The organism is Bradyrhizobium stylosanthis, from assembly GCF_001641335.1.
GTDB classification, from domain to species: Bacteria; Pseudomonadota; Alphaproteobacteria; order Rhizobiales; family Xanthobacteraceae; genus Bradyrhizobium; species Bradyrhizobium stylosanthis.
On record NZ_LVEM01000004.1, the window covers coordinates 498,339 to 514,380 of the forward strand.

13 protein-coding genes and 2 pseudogenes are annotated in these 16,042 nt (G+C 66.3%); 10 read left to right on the top strand and 5 right to left on the bottom strand.

Annotation, left to right across the window (positions count from 1 at the left end; all coding sequences use genetic code 11):
• Positions 1–58 precede the first annotated feature (58 nt).
• The 9 genes from A7X65_RS28775 to A7X65_RS28815 all read left to right on the top strand — a co-directional run bounded on the left by A7X65_RS28775 (position 59) and on the right by A7X65_RS28815 (position 10,488).
• Positions 59–1,303: an MFS transporter gene (locus tag A7X65_RS28775; protein WP_063691590.1), complete on the top strand. Its 1,245-nt coding sequence runs from the start codon at positions 59–61 to the stop codon at positions 1,301–1,303.
• A 101-nt stretch (positions 1,304–1,404) separates the two neighbouring features.
• A complete protein-coding gene (locus A7X65_RS28780; RefSeq protein ID WP_063691592.1) occupies positions 1,405–2,610 on the top strand; it encodes a M20/M25/M40 family metallo-hydrolase in 1,206 nt (401 codons plus the stop codon).
• 5 nt (positions 2,611–2,615) lie between these two features.
• Positions 2,616–3,152: a hypothetical protein gene (locus tag A7X65_RS28785; RefSeq protein ID WP_156528181.1), complete on the top strand. Its 537-nt coding sequence runs from the start codon at positions 2,616–2,618 to the stop codon at positions 3,150–3,152.
• A gap of 136 nt (positions 3,153–3,288) precedes the next feature.
• On the top strand, positions 3,289–4,377 hold the full coding sequence (locus A7X65_RS28790; protein WP_063691596.1) for a mandelate racemase/muconate lactonizing enzyme family protein: 1,089 nt from the start codon (positions 3,289–3,291) through the stop codon (positions 4,375–4,377).
• Between the two features lie 177 nt (positions 4,378–4,554).
• The gene (locus A7X65_RS28795; RefSeq protein ID WP_063691598.1) at positions 4,555–5,703 is read left to right on the top strand and encodes an amidohydrolase; all 1,149 of its coding nucleotides are present in this window, start codon (positions 4,555–4,557) and stop codon (positions 5,701–5,703) included.
• Between the two features lie 67 nt (positions 5,704–5,770).
• Positions 5,771–6,928 (top strand): caspase family protein, encoded by a 1,158-nt coding sequence (locus A7X65_RS28800; protein WP_063691599.1) that lies wholly within the window; start codon positions 5,771–5,773, stop codon positions 6,926–6,928.
• 227 nt (positions 6,929–7,155) lie between these two features.
• Positions 7,156–8,592, top strand: coding sequence for a sodium:solute symporter family protein (locus tag A7X65_RS28805; RefSeq protein WP_063691601.1), 1,437 nt, complete (start codon positions 7,156–7,158; stop codon positions 8,590–8,592).
• Entirely contained in the window at positions 8,589–9,803 is a 1,215-nt protein-coding gene (locus A7X65_RS28810; protein WP_063691603.1) for a sialidase family protein, read from the top strand. Before A7X65_RS28805 ends, A7X65_RS28810 begins: the two co-directional genes overlap by 4 nt.
• Before the next feature lie 4 nt (positions 9,804–9,807).
• Complete coding sequence (locus tag A7X65_RS28815; protein ID WP_063691605.1) at positions 9,808–10,488, top strand: SDR family NAD(P)-dependent oxidoreductase; 681 nt, start codon at positions 9,808–9,810, stop codon at positions 10,486–10,488.
• A 25-nt stretch (positions 10,489–10,513) separates the two neighbouring features.
• Here A7X65_RS28815 and A7X65_RS28820 read toward each other — a convergent pair whose 3' ends face one another.
• The 5 genes and pseudogenes from A7X65_RS28820 to A7X65_RS42120 all read right to left on the bottom strand — a co-directional run.
• Positions 10,514–11,446: a dihydrodipicolinate synthase family protein gene (locus tag A7X65_RS28820; RefSeq protein WP_082885094.1), complete on the bottom strand. Its 933-nt coding sequence runs from the start codon at positions 11,444–11,446 to the stop codon at positions 10,514–10,516.
• A 92-nt stretch (positions 11,447–11,538) separates the two neighbouring features.
• Positions 11,539–12,447: a ribokinase gene (locus tag A7X65_RS28825; protein ID WP_063691607.1), complete on the bottom strand. Its 909-nt coding sequence runs from the start codon at positions 12,445–12,447 to the stop codon at positions 11,539–11,541.
• A 93-nt stretch (positions 12,448–12,540) separates the two neighbouring features.
• Positions 12,541–13,899, bottom strand: coding sequence for an ABC transporter substrate-binding protein (locus A7X65_RS28830; RefSeq protein ID WP_063691609.1), 1,359 nt, complete (start codon positions 13,897–13,899; stop codon positions 12,541–12,543).
• A gap of 202 nt (positions 13,900–14,101) precedes the next feature.
• Positions 14,102–15,157 carry a LacI family DNA-binding transcriptional regulator gene (locus A7X65_RS28835; RefSeq protein WP_063691611.1) on the bottom strand — a complete coding sequence of 352 codons (1,056 nt, stop codon included), beginning with the start codon at positions 15,155–15,157 and terminating at the stop codon, positions 14,102–14,104.
• 103 nt (positions 15,158–15,260) lie between these two features.
• Positions 15,261–15,433, bottom strand: a pseudogene (locus A7X65_RS42120) (CoA transferase); the annotation flags it as partial.
• On the opposite strand from A7X65_RS42120, the pseudogene A7X65_RS28840 reads away from it, so the two are divergent.
• Positions 15,422–15,658: pseudogene (locus tag A7X65_RS28840) on the top strand (hypothetical protein); the annotation flags it as partial. The pseudogenes A7X65_RS42120 and A7X65_RS28840 overlap by 12 nt on opposite strands.
• Positions 15,659–16,042: the final 384 nt, after the last annotated feature.

Sequence of the window (16,042 nt, forward strand, 5' to 3'; positions counted from 1 at the left end):
TGGCACGGTCGCCCCGATCGTGTAACGCCGACACGAAAATTGCCGGGACGCTACGCCGATGGGGACTACTGCCGACGACGCGGGCGAGGCCACCCGCGCGCTGATTTTCGCGCTGGTTGCGCTCGCCTGCGGCCACATGCTCTCGACATTGCTGCGCACGATACCGGCCGTGAGCCTGGATCTGATGGCGGCGGATTTTCATATCGAGCCGCAAGCGCTGGCGAGCCTCACCGCCGTCTATCATTTCGCCTTCGCCGCTGCGCAGATCCCGGTCGGCGCGGCGATGGACCGGTTCGGCGTGCGCCCGGTGTCGCTGAGCCTGCTGGCGGGAACCGTGCTCGGCGCGGTGGCGTCGGGGTTTGCGACGGGACCGCAGAGTTTTGCGGTCGGACAGCTGATGCTGGGCGTCGCCACGTCGGGCATGCTGATGTGCCCGATGACGCTCGCGGCCAAGCAATTGTCGGCCGCGCGGTTCGGCTTGTGGTCGGGCGCCATCCTCTCGATCGGCAATATCGGCATGCTGCTGTCGTCGAGCCCGCTCGCCTTCGTGATCGACACCTACGGCTGGCGCGCCGGATTCTGGATCTCCGCGATCGGCGGCATTTTGGTCGCGCTCGCGGTGTTCGTGCTGGTGCCGAGCCAGCCGGCCGATCACAAGGACGATTCCTCGGCGCTGTCGCAGATGATCGAGGTGGTGAGGCTCGGCCTGTCGCGGCCGCTGCGCGGCCTGATCGCGCTGGCGCTGGTGTCGCTGGCGAGCTCGCTGGTGCTGCGCGGCCTGTGGGGCGGGCCGTGGCTGATGGAGATCAAGGGACTGACGCGGATCGAGGCCGGCAACCAGCTCGGCGCGTTCACGCTGGCGATGATCGCAGGACCGCTGCTGGTCGGCATGATCGACCGCAGGCTCGGTCGTCGCCGCGCGCTGGTCGCAGGCACGCACGGATTCGCCGCGGTGCTGCTCGCGCTGATGGCACTGGGCGCGCCGCACCTCGCCGTCGCATGGCTGTTCGGCGTGACCGTCATGCCGCCGAGCTATGATCTGGCACTGTTCGTGCTCATCGGGCTCTTCACCTCGGCGCAGCCATTGCTGTTCGGCATGTCCCGGCAACTCGTCGACGCGCAGGTCGCGGGCAAGGCGCTCGCCGCGGTCAATCTCGCCTTCTTCCTCGGCACTGCGCTGATGCAGTCCGTGACCGGCGCGGTGGCGGCGTTCGCAGGCTTGCCGGCCGTGCTGCTGTTCATGGCCGCCGCGCTGGCGCTCGGCGTCGTGATCTTTTTGACTTATACGACGGCGAATTCGTAGGATGGGTAGAGCGAAGCGAAACCCATCATTTTCGTGCATGGCTCGATGGGTTTCGCTTCGCTCTACCCATCCTACGAGTTGATGCACCAAGGGACTGAATCATGCCCGTCGACACCAAAGCCGCCACCGATCGTCTCATGCGCTTCCTCGCGATCGAGGGCGTCACCGGACAGGAGGCGGCGATCGGGCGCGAGCTCACCGCCGCGCTGAAGGAGGCCGGCGTGCCGGCCAAGGCGATCCGGCTCGACGATGCCAACACGCGCATTCCGGTGCCGACCGAGACCGGCAATCTCATTGTCGACCTGCCCGGCCGCGGCGCGCTGCACAACCAGCCGCGCATCATGTTCATGACTCACATGGACACCGTGCCGCTCTGCGCCGGCGCCAAGCCGAAAAAGTCCGGCCGCAAGATCGTCAACGAAGCCAAGACCGCGCTCGGCGGCGACAACCGCTGCGGCTGCGGCGTGCTGGTGACGCTGGCGGCCGAGCTCGAGAAGCAGAAGCTCGATCATCCGCCGATCACGCTGTTGTTCTGCGTGCGCGAGGAGAGCGGCCTCTATGGCGCGCGCCACGTCAAGCTCGACGAGCTCGGCGCGCCCGTGATGGCGTTCAACTATGACGGCGGCTCGGCCTCCAATGTCATCATCGGCGCGGTCGGCGCCGACCGCTGGACCGTCGAGATCATGGGCCGCGCCTCGCATGCCGGCGTGGCGCCGGAGCGCGGCATCTCCTCGACCATGATCATGGCGCTCGCGCTTGCGGACGTGAAGGCCGGCGGCTGGTTCGGCAAGGTGGTGAAGGGCAAGGGCGCGAGCGCAAAGATGGGCACCAGCAATGTCGGCCCCGTCACCGGCGGCGAGGGCCGCCCCGCGGGCGATGCCACCAACGTCGTCACCGACTACGTGCATGTGCGCGGCGAGAGCCGCAGCCATGACGGAAAGTTCTTCAAGGAGATCACCAAAGCCTACAAGGCCGCGTTCGAGAAGGCCGCGAAGAAGGTGACGAACGCGCAAGGCAAGTCCGGCAAGGTCAAGTTCAAGGCCGAGACCGATTATTATCCGTTCCGCATGAAGGACAGCCAGCCCGTCATCAAGCGCGCAGTCGAGGCGGTGTCGGCGGTCGGCGGCACCCCGAATGTCCGCACCGCCAATGGCGGCCTCGATGCCAACTGGATGGTCCGTCACGGCGTTCCCACGGTGACGTTCGGCGCCGGCCAGAACGAGGCGCACACGATCGACGAGTGGATCAATCTCGACGAATACGACCGCGCGTGCGCGCTGGCGGTGCAGCTCGCGACGATGCGGTGACTTGCGTGGTCCGGTTCGCGCTCGCGGGATTTGCGCTGCTGGCGCTTGTGGGCGCGGCCGGCGCGGAAGAGGACAACAGCGCCTTGCTGGTCGATCTCTTCGCGAAGGTCTGCGCTCCCAAGCCGGCGAGGCCAAGCCAGGTCGAGCGCATCGCAACGGGTCTGGGCTTCGTCAGCGACGGCGGCCCGATCACGGCCGAGATGGAGCGTGGGCCCAAGATCGACCTGCTCTACTCGGCCAAGCTGATCAGGCGGGGCGAGAGGATCGGCAGCATGACGGCCTATTTCGCAGGACCCGACGATGCTCCAAGCGTGAGCTGCTCGGTCTCGGCCGTCGGCGTCTCGACTGAAGTGCTGCCCGGGCTGATCGAAACGTCGTTGAAGGCCCGTGAGCGGACCGACAAGCCGTCCAACGACGACAATCATCGCCTGGCGAGCTGGCGTGTCGGCGCCGGCAGCGGCGATACGCTCGATATGTCGGTGTGGCGAACCCCGCCGCACCGGGCCTCGATCAGCATCACCTATTATGCTTTCAAGCGATGAGCGGGATCGCTAGAGCGTAGGATGGGTAGAGCGTTAGCGAAACCCATCGCGACTTGCCAAGTTGATGATGATGGGTTTCGCTGCGCTCTACCCATCCTACGAAACCGCGAACCAAAAAGAAAAATCGGGAGGCCACATGCCGCGCATCGCGAAGATCGAATCCGCCCTCTACCGGATCCCCCTGCCCGTCACGCTGTCCGACTCCACGCATGGCGAGATCGCGGCGTTCGAGCTGATCACTTGCCGCATCCGCGATGCCGATGGCGCCGAAGGCGTGGGCTACACCTATACGGTCGGGCGCAATGGCGGGGCGACCGCCGACATTCTCAAACGCGAGATCCCGCCGCTGGTCGAGGGCCGCGAGGCCGACGACACCGAGGCGATCTGGCACCACGTCTGGTGGGGCCTGCATTACGGCGGGCGCGGCGGACCGGCCGTGCTGGCGCTCTCCGCGCTCGACATCGCGCTGTGGGATCTGAAAGCGCGGCGCGCGAAGCTGCCGCTGTACCAGTTGCTGGGCGGTTTCGATGCGCGCGTGCCCTGCTATGCCGGCGGCATCGACCTCGATCTCTCCGTCGAAGCCTTGCTCGCGCAGACCGACGGCAATCTCGCAAAGGGCTTTCGCGCCATCAAGATGAAGGTCGGCCGGCCCGACCTAAAATCCGACGTCGCGCGCGTGGCGGCGATGCGCAAGCATCTCGGCGACGGTTTTCCGCTGATGGCGGATGCCAACATGAAATGGACGGTGGAGGAAGCGATCCGCGCTGCCCGCGCCTTCGTTCCCTACGACCTGACGTGGCTGGAGGAACCGATCATTCCCGACGACGTCGCTGGCCACACTCGAATCATGCAGGCCGGCGGCGTGCCGATCGCGGCGGGCGAGAATCTGCGCTCGCTGTGGGAGTTCAAGAACTACATCGTGGCGGGCGCGGTGTCCTATCCCGAACCCGACGTCACCAATTGCGGCGGCGTGTCCGCCTTCATGAAGATCGCGCGGCTTGCGGAAGCGTTCAACCTGCCCGTCACCAGCCACGGCGCGCATGACATCACCGTGCATCTGCTCGCGGCCTGCCCGAACCGTTCGTATCTCGAGGCGCACGGTTTTGGCCTCGACAAATATATCGAGCATCCCCTGGTGCTTCAGGACGGCAAGGCGCTGGCGCCGGACCGTCCGGGCCACGGCATCGGCTTCGACTGGAAGGGGCTGGCGAAGCTGGCGGCGTAGGGCGCGCCGTCACGCCCGGGCATCCGCGTTCTTCGTGCGACAAGCAGAACGTGGATGGCCGGGTCAAGCCCGGCCATGACGGCGGAGCTGCACGCGAGGCATTCGCCGGTGCCTGATGTAGTCTCGCAATATTCCGCTATGCTGGCATCAGCCGGCCCTCCCAACGAAAGTCCCACCTTGACCCCCGAGCTGCACCAGAAACTGACCGCGTGGCGCCGGCATCTGCATGCCCATCCCGAACTGTCCCTCCAGGAGAAGGCCACAGCCGCCTTCGTGCAGGAGAAGCTCACCGAGCTCGGCATCCCCTTCGAGGCCGGCGTCGGCGGCCACGGCATCGTCGCGACGTTGACGCGCGGGTCGGCACAGGGCCGCGTCGGCCTGCGCGCCGACATGGATGCGCTGCCGATCACCGAGGATACCGGCCTGCCCTATGCCTCCAACAATCCCGGCGTGATGCATGCCTGCGGCCATGACGGGCATACCGCCTCGCTGCTCGGTGCCGCCGCGCTGCTCGCCAATGATCCGAGCTGGAGCGGCACGGTTGATTTCATCTTCCAGCCGGCCGAGGAAGGTTATGGCGGCTCGCGCGCGATGGTCGCGGCCGGGCTGTTCGAGCGCTTTCCGATGGACCAGGTGTTCGGCTTCCACAACTGGCCGGGCCTCCAGGCCGGCACCATCGCGGTCCATGACGGCGTGGTCATGGCCTCCGGCGGACGCATCACCATCACCATCGAGGGCCATGCGGGCCACGCCGGCATGCCGCACCTCACGCGCGATCCGGTGATGGCGGCCGGCCATCTGATCGTGGCGCTGCAATCGGTCGTCTCGCGCAGCGTCGATCCGCTCGACACTGCCGTGCTGTCGCTGTGCACGATCGAGGGCGGCACCGCGCCGAACCAGATCGCCGGCCGCGTCACGATCCGCGGCACGCTGCGGTTTCATCGCGAGGGCACCAAGGACATCATCCTCGGCGGGATCGAGCGAACCTGCGCGGGGATCGCGACGAGCTTCGGCGTCAAGGTCTCGCCCGAGATCGTCATGGGCGTCGGCGTGGTGATCAACACCCCGGCGGAAGCCGCACTTGCAAGCATCGCCGCGGAGAAGGTGCGCGCCGAGGTGCGCCGCGACCTCGCGCCGAGCATGGCCGGCGAAGATTTTGCCCACTATCTGCAGCAGCGGCCCGGCGCCTTCGTCTGGATCGGCAACGGCGAATTGCGCGACGGAGCCGAGCTGCACGGCCCGCGCTACGATTTCAACGATGCGATCCTTCCCGTCGCCTCGAGCTGGATGGCCGAGGTCGCCAGGACGGCACTAAACGCGAACTAGCACCGCCCCGTGGCTCCGCCGGACCGGTTGCGCTAGGATGGACGCTGGCTCGAGCCGGCGGGATCCCATGAATCGGCGCGAATTCGTTTCGGGATTGACGGCGGCGGCCGCGTTCGCCGGCGTGGCGCGGACGGCCGCAGCGGCGGAAGGCCGGCGGGTCGCGCTGGTCATCGGCAACGGCGCCTACAGGAACGTTCCCGTCCTGCTCAATCCGCCGAACGACGCGAGCGACATCGCCGCGGCCCTGAAGCGGCTCGGCTTCACCGTCTCGCTCGCCACGAACGCCAGCTTCGACGAGATGCGCCGCGGCCTGATCGCATTGGGGCGCGAGGCCGCCGGCGCCGACATGGCGGCCGTGTACTTCGCCGGCCATGGCATGGAGATCAACGGAGAGAACTGGCTGATCCCCGTCGACGCCGAGCTGAAGCGCGACACGGACGCGGCGAACGAGGCCATCAACCTGCACAGCGTGATGTCGCAGGTGTCCAACACCACGAGCCTCGGCCTCGTCATCCTGGACGCCTGCCGCGACAATCCGTTTGCCGCCAGGATGAAACGCTCGATCGCCACGCGAGCGGCCACGACGGGCGGGCTGGGCCGCATCGAGCCCGTCGGTAACGTTCTGGTTGCCTATGCCGCGCGGGACGGCACCACGGCGCTCGACGGCGATGCGCGCAACAGCCCGTTTGCGGCGGCGCTCCTGCGCAACATCGAGGCGCCGGGCGTCGAGGTGACGTTCATGTTCCGCAATGTCCGCGACGACGTGATGGAGGCGACCCGCAACGAACAGCAGCCGTTCGTCTACGGTTCGCTGTCGCGCAAGGCGATCTACCTTGCCGGCCCGCCGGCGGCCGGTGCCGATGGTGCGGCACCGCTCGCTCCGCTTCCCGCGGTCGTCGCGCCTGCGCCGCCGCGCAGGCCTGTCACGCCGACGATCGATCCCGCGCTGGTCGGCACCTGGGAAATCATGGTGCCGAATAGCCGCGGCCAGTCGCGCTGGATCTGGGAGATCATAGGCGACGGCACCTACAGATTCCACGCCGAGCCGCTGCGCTCGGCCCGTGCGCACGAAGGCACGATCACCGCCGCGAACGGCCGCTGGACGTTGCGCGCCGTCAAGGGCCTGTCAGGCTACAGCGATGGCGGCGCATACGAGATCCACGATGCGACGGCGGTGATCACCGGCAAGCTCGGCACCGGCGCCTGGAAACGCAGCGCCGAATAGGGCGCCGCAGCCGTGCCACTCATCCTCCAGGGAACCCTTTGAACGCGCTGCGGCAATGCCGGCCGCCCGGCGCGCCCCGTCGCGCGACCGGAACGGCTCCGCTTGACGCAGCGCGTCCGTGCGGGTCTAATGAGATTAAAGAACAATTGTTCGCATTCCGAACATTATAGAATAGCGCGAGATGAACGGACAATTCCGCATCCGCGCCACCGGAGGAAACATCACCGATGCAAGCCATCCTCAATGGCGACAGCACGCTCATCGTCGCGATGATCGTCGCCTACATCGCCTTCACCTCGTGGCTCACGCTCAAGCTGCGCAGCCGGACCAGCGAGCAGTTCATGACCGCCGCCCGCGCCATGCCGGCGGTGGTTGTCGGCGTGCTGATGATGTCCGAGTTCGTCGGCGCCAAGTCGACCGTCGGCACGGCGCAGGAAGCGTTCCAGTCGGGCATGGCCGCGGGATGGGCCGTGCTCGGCGCCTCGATCGGCTTTCTGCTGTTCGGCCTGCTGATGGTGAAGAAGCTCTACAATTCCGGCGAATACACCATCTCCGCCGCGATCGCGCAGAAATACGGCAAGTCGACCATGCTCACCGTGTCCGTGATCATGATCTACGCGCTGCTGCTGGTGAACGTCGGCAATTACGTGAGCGGCGCCGCCGCGATCGCCACCGCGCTGCATGTCAGCATGCCGGTCGCGATGTGCATCATCGCAGTGGTCTCGACCTTCTACTACGTGTTCGGCGGATTGAAGGGTGTCGCCTGGGTGACGATCCTGCACAGCGCGTTCAAGGTGGTCGGCATCGTCATCATCTTCGCGGTCGCGATGTCGCTGACCGGCGGCATTGCGCCGATCAAGGCCAAGCTTCCGGACTATTACTTCACCTGGGACGGCAAGATCGGCTTCACGACCATCTTCGCCTGGACCTTCGGCACGGTCGGCGCGATCTTCTCGACGCAGTTCATCGTACAGGCGATCTCCTCGACCCCGAGCGCGGACGACGCCCGCAAGGCAACCTTCTATGCGGCGGCGTTCTGCCTGCCGCTGGGCTTCCTGCTCGCGCTGATCGGGGTTGCCGCCAAATATCTCTACCCCGACATGAACAGCCTCTACGCGCTGCCGGTGTTCCTGGAGAAGATGCCGCCGCTCGCCTCTGCCTTCGTGACGACCTCGCTGGTCGCCTCGATCTTCGTCAGCGTCTGCACCGTCGCGCTCGCCATCGCCTCGCTGGTGGTGCGCGACTTCTACGTGCCCTACTGGCAACCGACGCCGGAGCGCGAGCTGAAGATGACCCGCGTGTTCTCGATCGTAATCGCCATCGTGCCGCTGGTCTTCGTGTTCTTCATTCCGGAGATCCTCAAGCTGTCCTTCTTCACGCGGGCGCTGCGGCTGTCGATCACGATCGTGGCGATGATGGGCTTCTATCTGCCGCTGTTTGCCAGCAATCGGGGCGCCACCGCCGGCCTGATCGGTGCGGCGGTCTCGACCACCGCCTGGTACATGCTCGGCAACCCCTTCGGCATCGACAACATGTATGTCGCGGCCGCAACGCCGCTGGTGGTGATGGCGATCGAGCGCATCGCGCTGGGGCGCGCTCCGGCTGGTCCCGCGACGCCGCAGCCGGCCCAACCCAACGCATTCGTGGAAAGGACTTCGACATGATCGCCGATACCGAGATCGTGAGCCCCGATATCGAGATCGCCGCGGACGGCGTCGTTCGCCAGGCGGCCGGCGATCCTGATAGGTTCGACGCCTTCATCCCCTCGCCTTGCGTGCAGAACCACGCCGCCAACCTGATGCCGCTCGCCAACGGTGACCTCGCCTGCGTCTGGTTCGGCGGCACGCAGGAGGGCATGTCGGACATCTCGGTGTATTTCTCGCGCCTGCCGCGCGGCGCGACGCAGTGGTCGCCGGCCGAGAAACTGTCCGACGACAAGGGACGTTCGGAGCAGAATCCCGTGCTGTTCCCCGCCCCCGACGGCACGCTGTGGCTGATGTGGACGGCGCAGCTCGCCGGCAACCAGGACACCGCCCTGATCCGCCGCCGCCTCTCGCGCGACAACGGCAAGAGCTGGGGCCCGATCGAGACGCTGTTCCCCGAGCACCGCGGCCGCGGCACCTTCATCCGGCAGCCGATCGTCGTGCTCGACAACGGCGACTGGCTGCTGCCCGTATTCTACTGCCACAGCACGCCGGGCCGGAAATGGAACGGCGACGAGGACACCAGCGCGGTGAAGATCTCGTCCGACGCCGGCGCAACCTGGCGCGACGTCGACGTCCCCGGCAGCCGCGGCTGCGTGCATATGAGCATCGCGCGCCTCGACGACGGCTCGCTGGTTGCGATGTATCGCAGCCGCTGGGCCGACAACATCTATCAGAGCCGCTCCACCGATCACGGCCGCAGCTGGTCGGCACCGGTTGCGACCGCGCTCCCCAACAACAATTCTTCGATCCAGCTGACGCGGCTCGGCAATGGACATCTCGCGCTCGTCTTCAACGATTCCAGCGCCAGGGACGCCACCGGACGCCGCCTGTCGCTCTATGACGAGATCGAGGACGATCTGCCGCCCGTGCTCGCCGGCGATGGCAGCACGGCCGACGGACGCACCGCGTTCTGGGGCGCGCCGCGGGCACCGATGACGCTGGCCGTCTCCACCGACGGCGGACGGAGCTGGACCAAGCGCAACGTCGAAACCGGCGACGGCTATTGCATGACCAACAACTCGCGCGACCAGACCAATCGCGAGCTGTCCTACCCTTCCGTCAAACAGACCCCCGACGGCGCGCTCCACACTGCCTTCACCTTCCACCGCCGCGCCATCAAATATGTCCGCGTGACCGAACCGTGGGTGACGCGCGCCACGCGGAGCTGAGGTCATGGACAATAGGCCACACGCGCTGGTGACGGGCGCGAGCTCGGGGATCGGTGCGGCGATCGTCGAGCGCCTGCTGCGCGAGGACTGGCGGGTCACCGGGATCAGCCGCCGTCCGGCGACGTTCGACCATCCGGCCTTCGATCATTTGTCGCTCGACCTCAACGATATCGGCGGCATCGCCGACGCCGTTGCCGGCCTCGCGCCGACCGCGCTCGTTCATGCCGCGGGGCTGCTCAAAGTCGGCACGCTCGGATCGCTCGACCATGACGACAGCGCCACGATGTGGCGGCTGCATGTCGACGTCGCCGAGCGCCTCGCCGATGCGCTGGCACCGCGCCTGCCCAAGGGCGGGCGCATCGTTTTCATCGGCAGTCGCACCGCATCCGGCGCGGCCGGCCGCGGCCAATATGCCGCGACCAAGGCGGCGCTGGTCGCGCTGGCGCGATCCTGGGCAATCGAGCTCGCGCCGCGCGGCATCACGGTCAACGTCGTCGCGCCCGCCGCAACCGAGACGCCGATGCTGAGGGATCCCGCGCGCGCCGGTGTCACGCCGAAACTGCCGCCGATCGGCCGCTTCGTGCAACCGGAGGAAGTCGCGGGCGCCGTCGCCTTCCTGCTTTCGACGGAAGCGGCCGCCATCACCGGACAGCAGCTCGTCATCTGCGGCGGCAGCTCGCTCTGAACGAACAGAGCGGCGATCGCCTCGATCAGCCCGCGGCCGCGATCCTGGCGCGGAAGCTCGCCTGCCCCTGCATGATCTTGTCCAGCAGCGCATCGAGCGCCCAGAACCGCTCACGGATGTCGAAGTCCACGGCGCGGCTGCGGATGGACGAGAACGTGCCGAGCCTCTGGTGGTACAGTTTCGCGAGCTTTGGATAGCCCATCGGCTCGGCCATCGCGGCGAGCGCGAGGTAGACCGAGAGCTCATCGGCCAGGGCCGGATGCCGCGAATAGCTCGTCAGCAGCCATTTGTAGAGATCGGGATGGAAGTTCGTGAACACGCCGGTGAAGCCGGCCGATCCGGACTTGATGGCGTCGAAGGCGATCGCGGCATTGGCGTTGACGATGGCGAGCGAGGTGCTTTTTGTCAGGGCCACGCGGCGCTGCACGGTCGCAAGGTCGCACGACACGTCCTTGAGAATCGCAAAGCGGCCGCTGTCGGCGCAGAACGCCAGCTCGTCGTCGGACATCAGCCGGCGGAACGGCGCGGGACATTCGTAGAGACCGAGCGGAAGGCCTGCGGGGAGCGCAGAGAGCAGGCCGCGCAGATTGTCCATGAAGACGCTGCCGCCCTGCCCCTTCGGGTCGAACCGGTTCGTCACCAGCACCAGTCCGTCGACGCCGGTCCGGGCGATCGAGGTCAGCTCGGTGATCTGATCCTCGCGCGTTTCGCTGACATGGCCGGAGGCGATCACGGGCACCCGGCCGGCCGCCTGCTTTGCGACGAAGCGCGCCAGCGCGACGCGCTCATCGAGGCCCAGGAACTGCATCTCGCTCGACTGGGCGACGGCAAACAGCGCATCGGCGCCGTTGGCGATGTACCATTCGATCAGCTTCTCCAGGCCCGGATAGTCGATCGCATTCGCTTCGGTGAACGGCGTCAGCATCACGGGAATGATGCCTTTGATGGTTGCAGTCACAAGTCAGCTCCAAGGACGTTGAATTCGGCGACGTTGAATTCGGTGATTAGTCTCTCCGGTCAGCGGCACATGCACAAGTCCGCCGGCTGCGCTCACGACAACTGCTCGGCGGTAGGCATGCCGCGCTGCGCGCCGTGGGCGAGGCAGGCCAGCGAGGCGCCGCGGCAGGCGCGGGCGAGCACCTCCTGCCAGCCGCGCCCCTCGTCCAGCCCCGCCGCGAGAATGCCGACAAACGTGTCGCCCGCCCCGGTCGTATCGATCGGCAGAATCCGTTCGGCCGCAACGGCCTGGTGCGCCCCGTCGGGATGGAACGCGCGCGCGCCCAGCGGTCCCGCGGTCACGATGCAGGTCACGCCGCCGTCCGCCGCGAGAGCGGCCGTGGCCGCCTCGAAGTCGGTGCCGGTCCAGCCGAAGCGCTGCGCCGCGGTGAGAGCCTCGTGCTCGTTCACGACGAGAACGCTGGTGGCCTCCAGCAGCGCGCGCAGCTCGGCTTCGCTCAGGCGCTCGGGAACGGGCGCGAGATTCCAGACCACGCGTCCGCCCGCTGCGCGGACGCGCCGGGCCGCCAGCAGCGAGGTCGCGAAGGGGACCTCCATCTGAAGCACAAGGGTCGTCGTCGCGGACAGCTCGGCAGTTGCATCGGCTGCAAGGCAGCCATTGGCCCCGCTCGCAACCGTGATGGCATTCTCGCCGTCGGCGCTGACGCTGATGAAGGCGCATCCCGTCGGCTCCGCTCCAACGGTGACGCGATCGACGTTGACGCCGTTGGCCGCGAGGTTGTCGATACAGCGCTGGCCGAACGCATCGCGCCCGACCCGGCCCACCATGGCGACCCGCCCTTGCGGCGACACGCGCGCGGCGGCGACCGCCTGGTTCGCGCCCTTGCCGCCGCAGAGCGTCGCGTAGCCGCTCGCCAGCACCGTCTCGCCGGGCCTGGCGATCGTGTCGACGCCGGCGACGAGGTCGACGTTTATCGAGCCGAAGATGGTGATCTCAGACATGGAACGACGATCTCCCGGAAGCTTCGCCTGCAAGGTGATCTCGGACCGCTCACGCGCCTTGCGACGCGTGAGCGTAACGATTGCGGCCGGCGGTCAGTTGCCCGCGACGTCCTTGATGCGCGCGATCATGTCGTCGACGGCCTTGTCGACCGGCACCTTGTTGGTGACGATGGCGTTCACCGCCTTCATCCAGACGTTCTCGTTGTTGAGCGTGGTGAACTTGTAGTTCTTGCTCATCTCGTAGCCGCCGACGCCGGCGAAGAACTGGTCGCGCACGGCGCGGCGATGCACGTCGCCGTCCCAGAACGCGGACTTCTGCGCCGCGGTCTTGACCGGGAACCAGCGGCCGAGGGCGCCTTCGATATAGGGCTGGAGGTTTTCGTCGCGCAGCAGGAACGACACGAACTCCTTGGCGCGCTCCTTGTTCTTGGCCTGCTCGAAGATCAGGCCGACCACCACGGAGGCGCGGGTGTGGACCGGCGAGCCATCCGGCTTGTTGGGCCAGACCATGGTGCGGATGCGATCGTAATAGTTCTTCTTCGCCTCGTCGCGCTGCTCGGCGGTGAGCGTCTCGTTGCTGGAATCGTCCAGCCATTTGCCGGGCAGCGACACCGTCGAATTGTGCGTCATGATCGTCGTCTTGTTGTGGAAGGCGACGTTGTTGTCGGGATCCTTCCAGCTCGTCGCCGATTGCGGCGTGCAGCCTTTGGCGGCGATCTCGACATAATCCGTCATGGCGGCGATGAGGCCCGCGCGCACCTTGGGATCGTCGACCAGCAGCTTGCCGTTGTCGTCAACGAGCACGACGTTGTAGGCATCCATGAACACGAGGAAGGAGATGAAGCTGTCGGTGGCGTCGACGCCCATGGGATGGCCGATGCCGTAGATGCGCTTGCCCGAGGCCTTGCGCACGGCGGGCTGCGCCTTGTCGCACCAGAACGACCAGAAGCCCTTCCAATCCTTCGGGATGTCGGCGTCCTTAAGGCCGCCCTCCTCGAGCATGTCCTTCCAGTAATGCAGATGCAGCGTCGCCTGCTTCAGCGGGAAGGCGTAATAGGCCTTCGCCTTGGTCTTGTCGTTGTAGAGCATGACCGTGTCGAGCGACTGCGGGGAGAACTCGCCCTTGATCGGCGCGAGCACCGAGGTCAGGTCGACCAGCTTGCCTTCGGAGGCCCACTTGCCGGCGCCCTGGAAATGGTAGGTGTCCGCATAGGTGACGTCGGGCGGGCTGCCCGCATCGAGGGCCGCCACCAGCTTCGGCATCATGTCCTGCGTCGCATATTGCGACAGCTCGACCTTGACCCCGGTCTTGGCCTCGAACTTCTTGATGACGTCGAGCAGCGCGTCTTCCTCGGCCTTGTAGTAGCCCTTGTTCCACCAGAGGACGAGCTTCTCCTCGGCGGCTGCGGGGCTCGCCGTTCCCATCACCGGCAAGAGCAGTGAAACCGCCATCGAGCAGTATCTCGCCCATCGCAAAAGGCTGTCGCGCATTGTCGTTTCCTCTCCGTCCCGTCCCGGCGAGGGGCCCGCCGGTTGCTCTCATGGCATTTCAAAACGCGGCCATGTAAGCGCTTACATAGCGGGAGTCAAGTACCCCCTTCCGGGGCATTTGCGCGAACTGTCGAGGAGATGATTGTCGCCCCGCCGGCGTGCCTCAGCGGGGTTGCGCCCTGCCCGCACTCTCGCGGACTTTCATGACAGGGACGATCTCCCGGGACTGGGCCCGCGCCTGCTCGCCCGCGATCACGGCGAGCAGCTCGTTGGCTGCCAGCACGCCGATCTCCTGATTGTCGACCTTCATCGTCGTGAGCCCGGGCGAGAAGCGCGACGAGATCGCAAGATCGTCGAAGCCGGTGATCGAAAAATCCCGGGGCGCTTCCAAGCCGCTCTCACGCGCGGCCATCAGCGCGCCGAGCGCCAGATTGTCATTGCCGCAGACGATCGCGGTCGCGCGGCTTCCCACCGTGCGCGTCATCAAGGCCGCAAAGCTTTCCGCGCCGAACTCCAGCGTCGAAGGACCCATCATCAGATCCTGCGCGGCGATGTCCAGACCGGCCGACGCGAGCGCGTCACGGATGCCGCGAAGCCTCTCCTTGACGCGGTCGTTGTTGGTGTCGGGCTGAAAGATCGCGGCAAAGCGGCGATGGCCGAGCGACAGCAAATGATCCGTCATGCGGTGGAAGGCGGCGCGGTTGTCGAAGCCGATGCACGGATGCGGCGAGGCCTTGTTGTAGGAGTAGGTCACGACATAGGGAATGCCGCGCGAATTGAGCGCCTCGAACAGCTCGGGCGGATGGCTTTCACCGACCACGGCAAGCGCCTCGACGCCGCGCGCCAGCATGGCGTCGGCCTGTCTCAGGCCTTCGTCCGGATCGTAGTTCGAGCACCCCAGGAACAGCGTGAAGCCGCGTTCCGAGAACACGCTCTGCATGCCGCTGATCTGGTGGGCGAAGATTTCGTTGTCGAGCGTCGGGATGATGGCGCCGGCGATATGCGTCCGGCGCGAGGCCAGCGCCCGTCCGGCCGCGTTCGGAATCCAGTTCAGCGCGCGCGCGGCGTCCTTGACCCGCTGCCTGACCTCTTCGGACACCTTGTCGGGCTCGTTGAAGGCGCGCGAGACCGTCGCGGTCGAGACATTGGCCTTGCGGGCGACCTCCTCGAGCTTGACGCGGCCGCTTCCCCCGCGCGCTCTCTTTGAACCTGCCACCATCCCCGCCACGTCGGTCGAATGTCGATCAATACCTTGTCATGGTATTGACCAGTGTCGGAGTCCTCAACGGAAATCTCCGCGCGCAGGACCGCGCGTGTCTCAGTTGCTTGAACAGCGGATGGCCCGTCACCTGGCCCACAGCACCCAGTCGTCCCTCGTGCGGTAGATGTCGGCGGGCGCGGCAGTCTGGCCGAGATTGCCTGATGGCACGCGATTGACGTTGATGACCGCCTGCTCGATCAGTGTCGCGCTTGTGAAAGACACTTGGCGCGCGACCTGATCTCGCACGCGGACAATCAAGACCAGTACCGCTTCTGCGACATCGTCGATCTCGACAGCGGCAAGCCCCTCTTCACCGTCGAGCACGAGGTGCGCTCGGCGACCCATCCGATGTTCATGCGCCCGATGGTCAACCGCACCCCGGCGGTGGACAACCGCAATTATGCGTACGGCCACGATCAGACGTCGTGCGCGATGGGACTTGATCAATACGAGGGGTAGCGAAGCCCGGCGCGGCGCTCGGCAACGACCTAATAGGCAAATTTACGGTGCGCTCGCGTCCGGCAAGCCCACAACGACTGGCCACGCCAAGTGCCCAGACAATCGCCAGCATGACTGGCGAGGAAGAGAATCATCAACGGCAAGAACCGCAGTTGGCAGCGGCTGGCATGGCCACAAAGGCTGCTCCAACGCCTAATCCAAGCACTACGACCAATATAATACGCAGGACTAAAATCCTCGTCATTTTAAGCTCCTACTACGTCTTAAAGTAGCACAGTACAACAAGTACGCCGTGCCTGCAAACCTAGTCCGTCCTCTGTTCGGTTCTCAAATCACGGACCTGCCTATAAGGGACGCTGTTTGCTGGGTTTTTAGGTCGGCTGG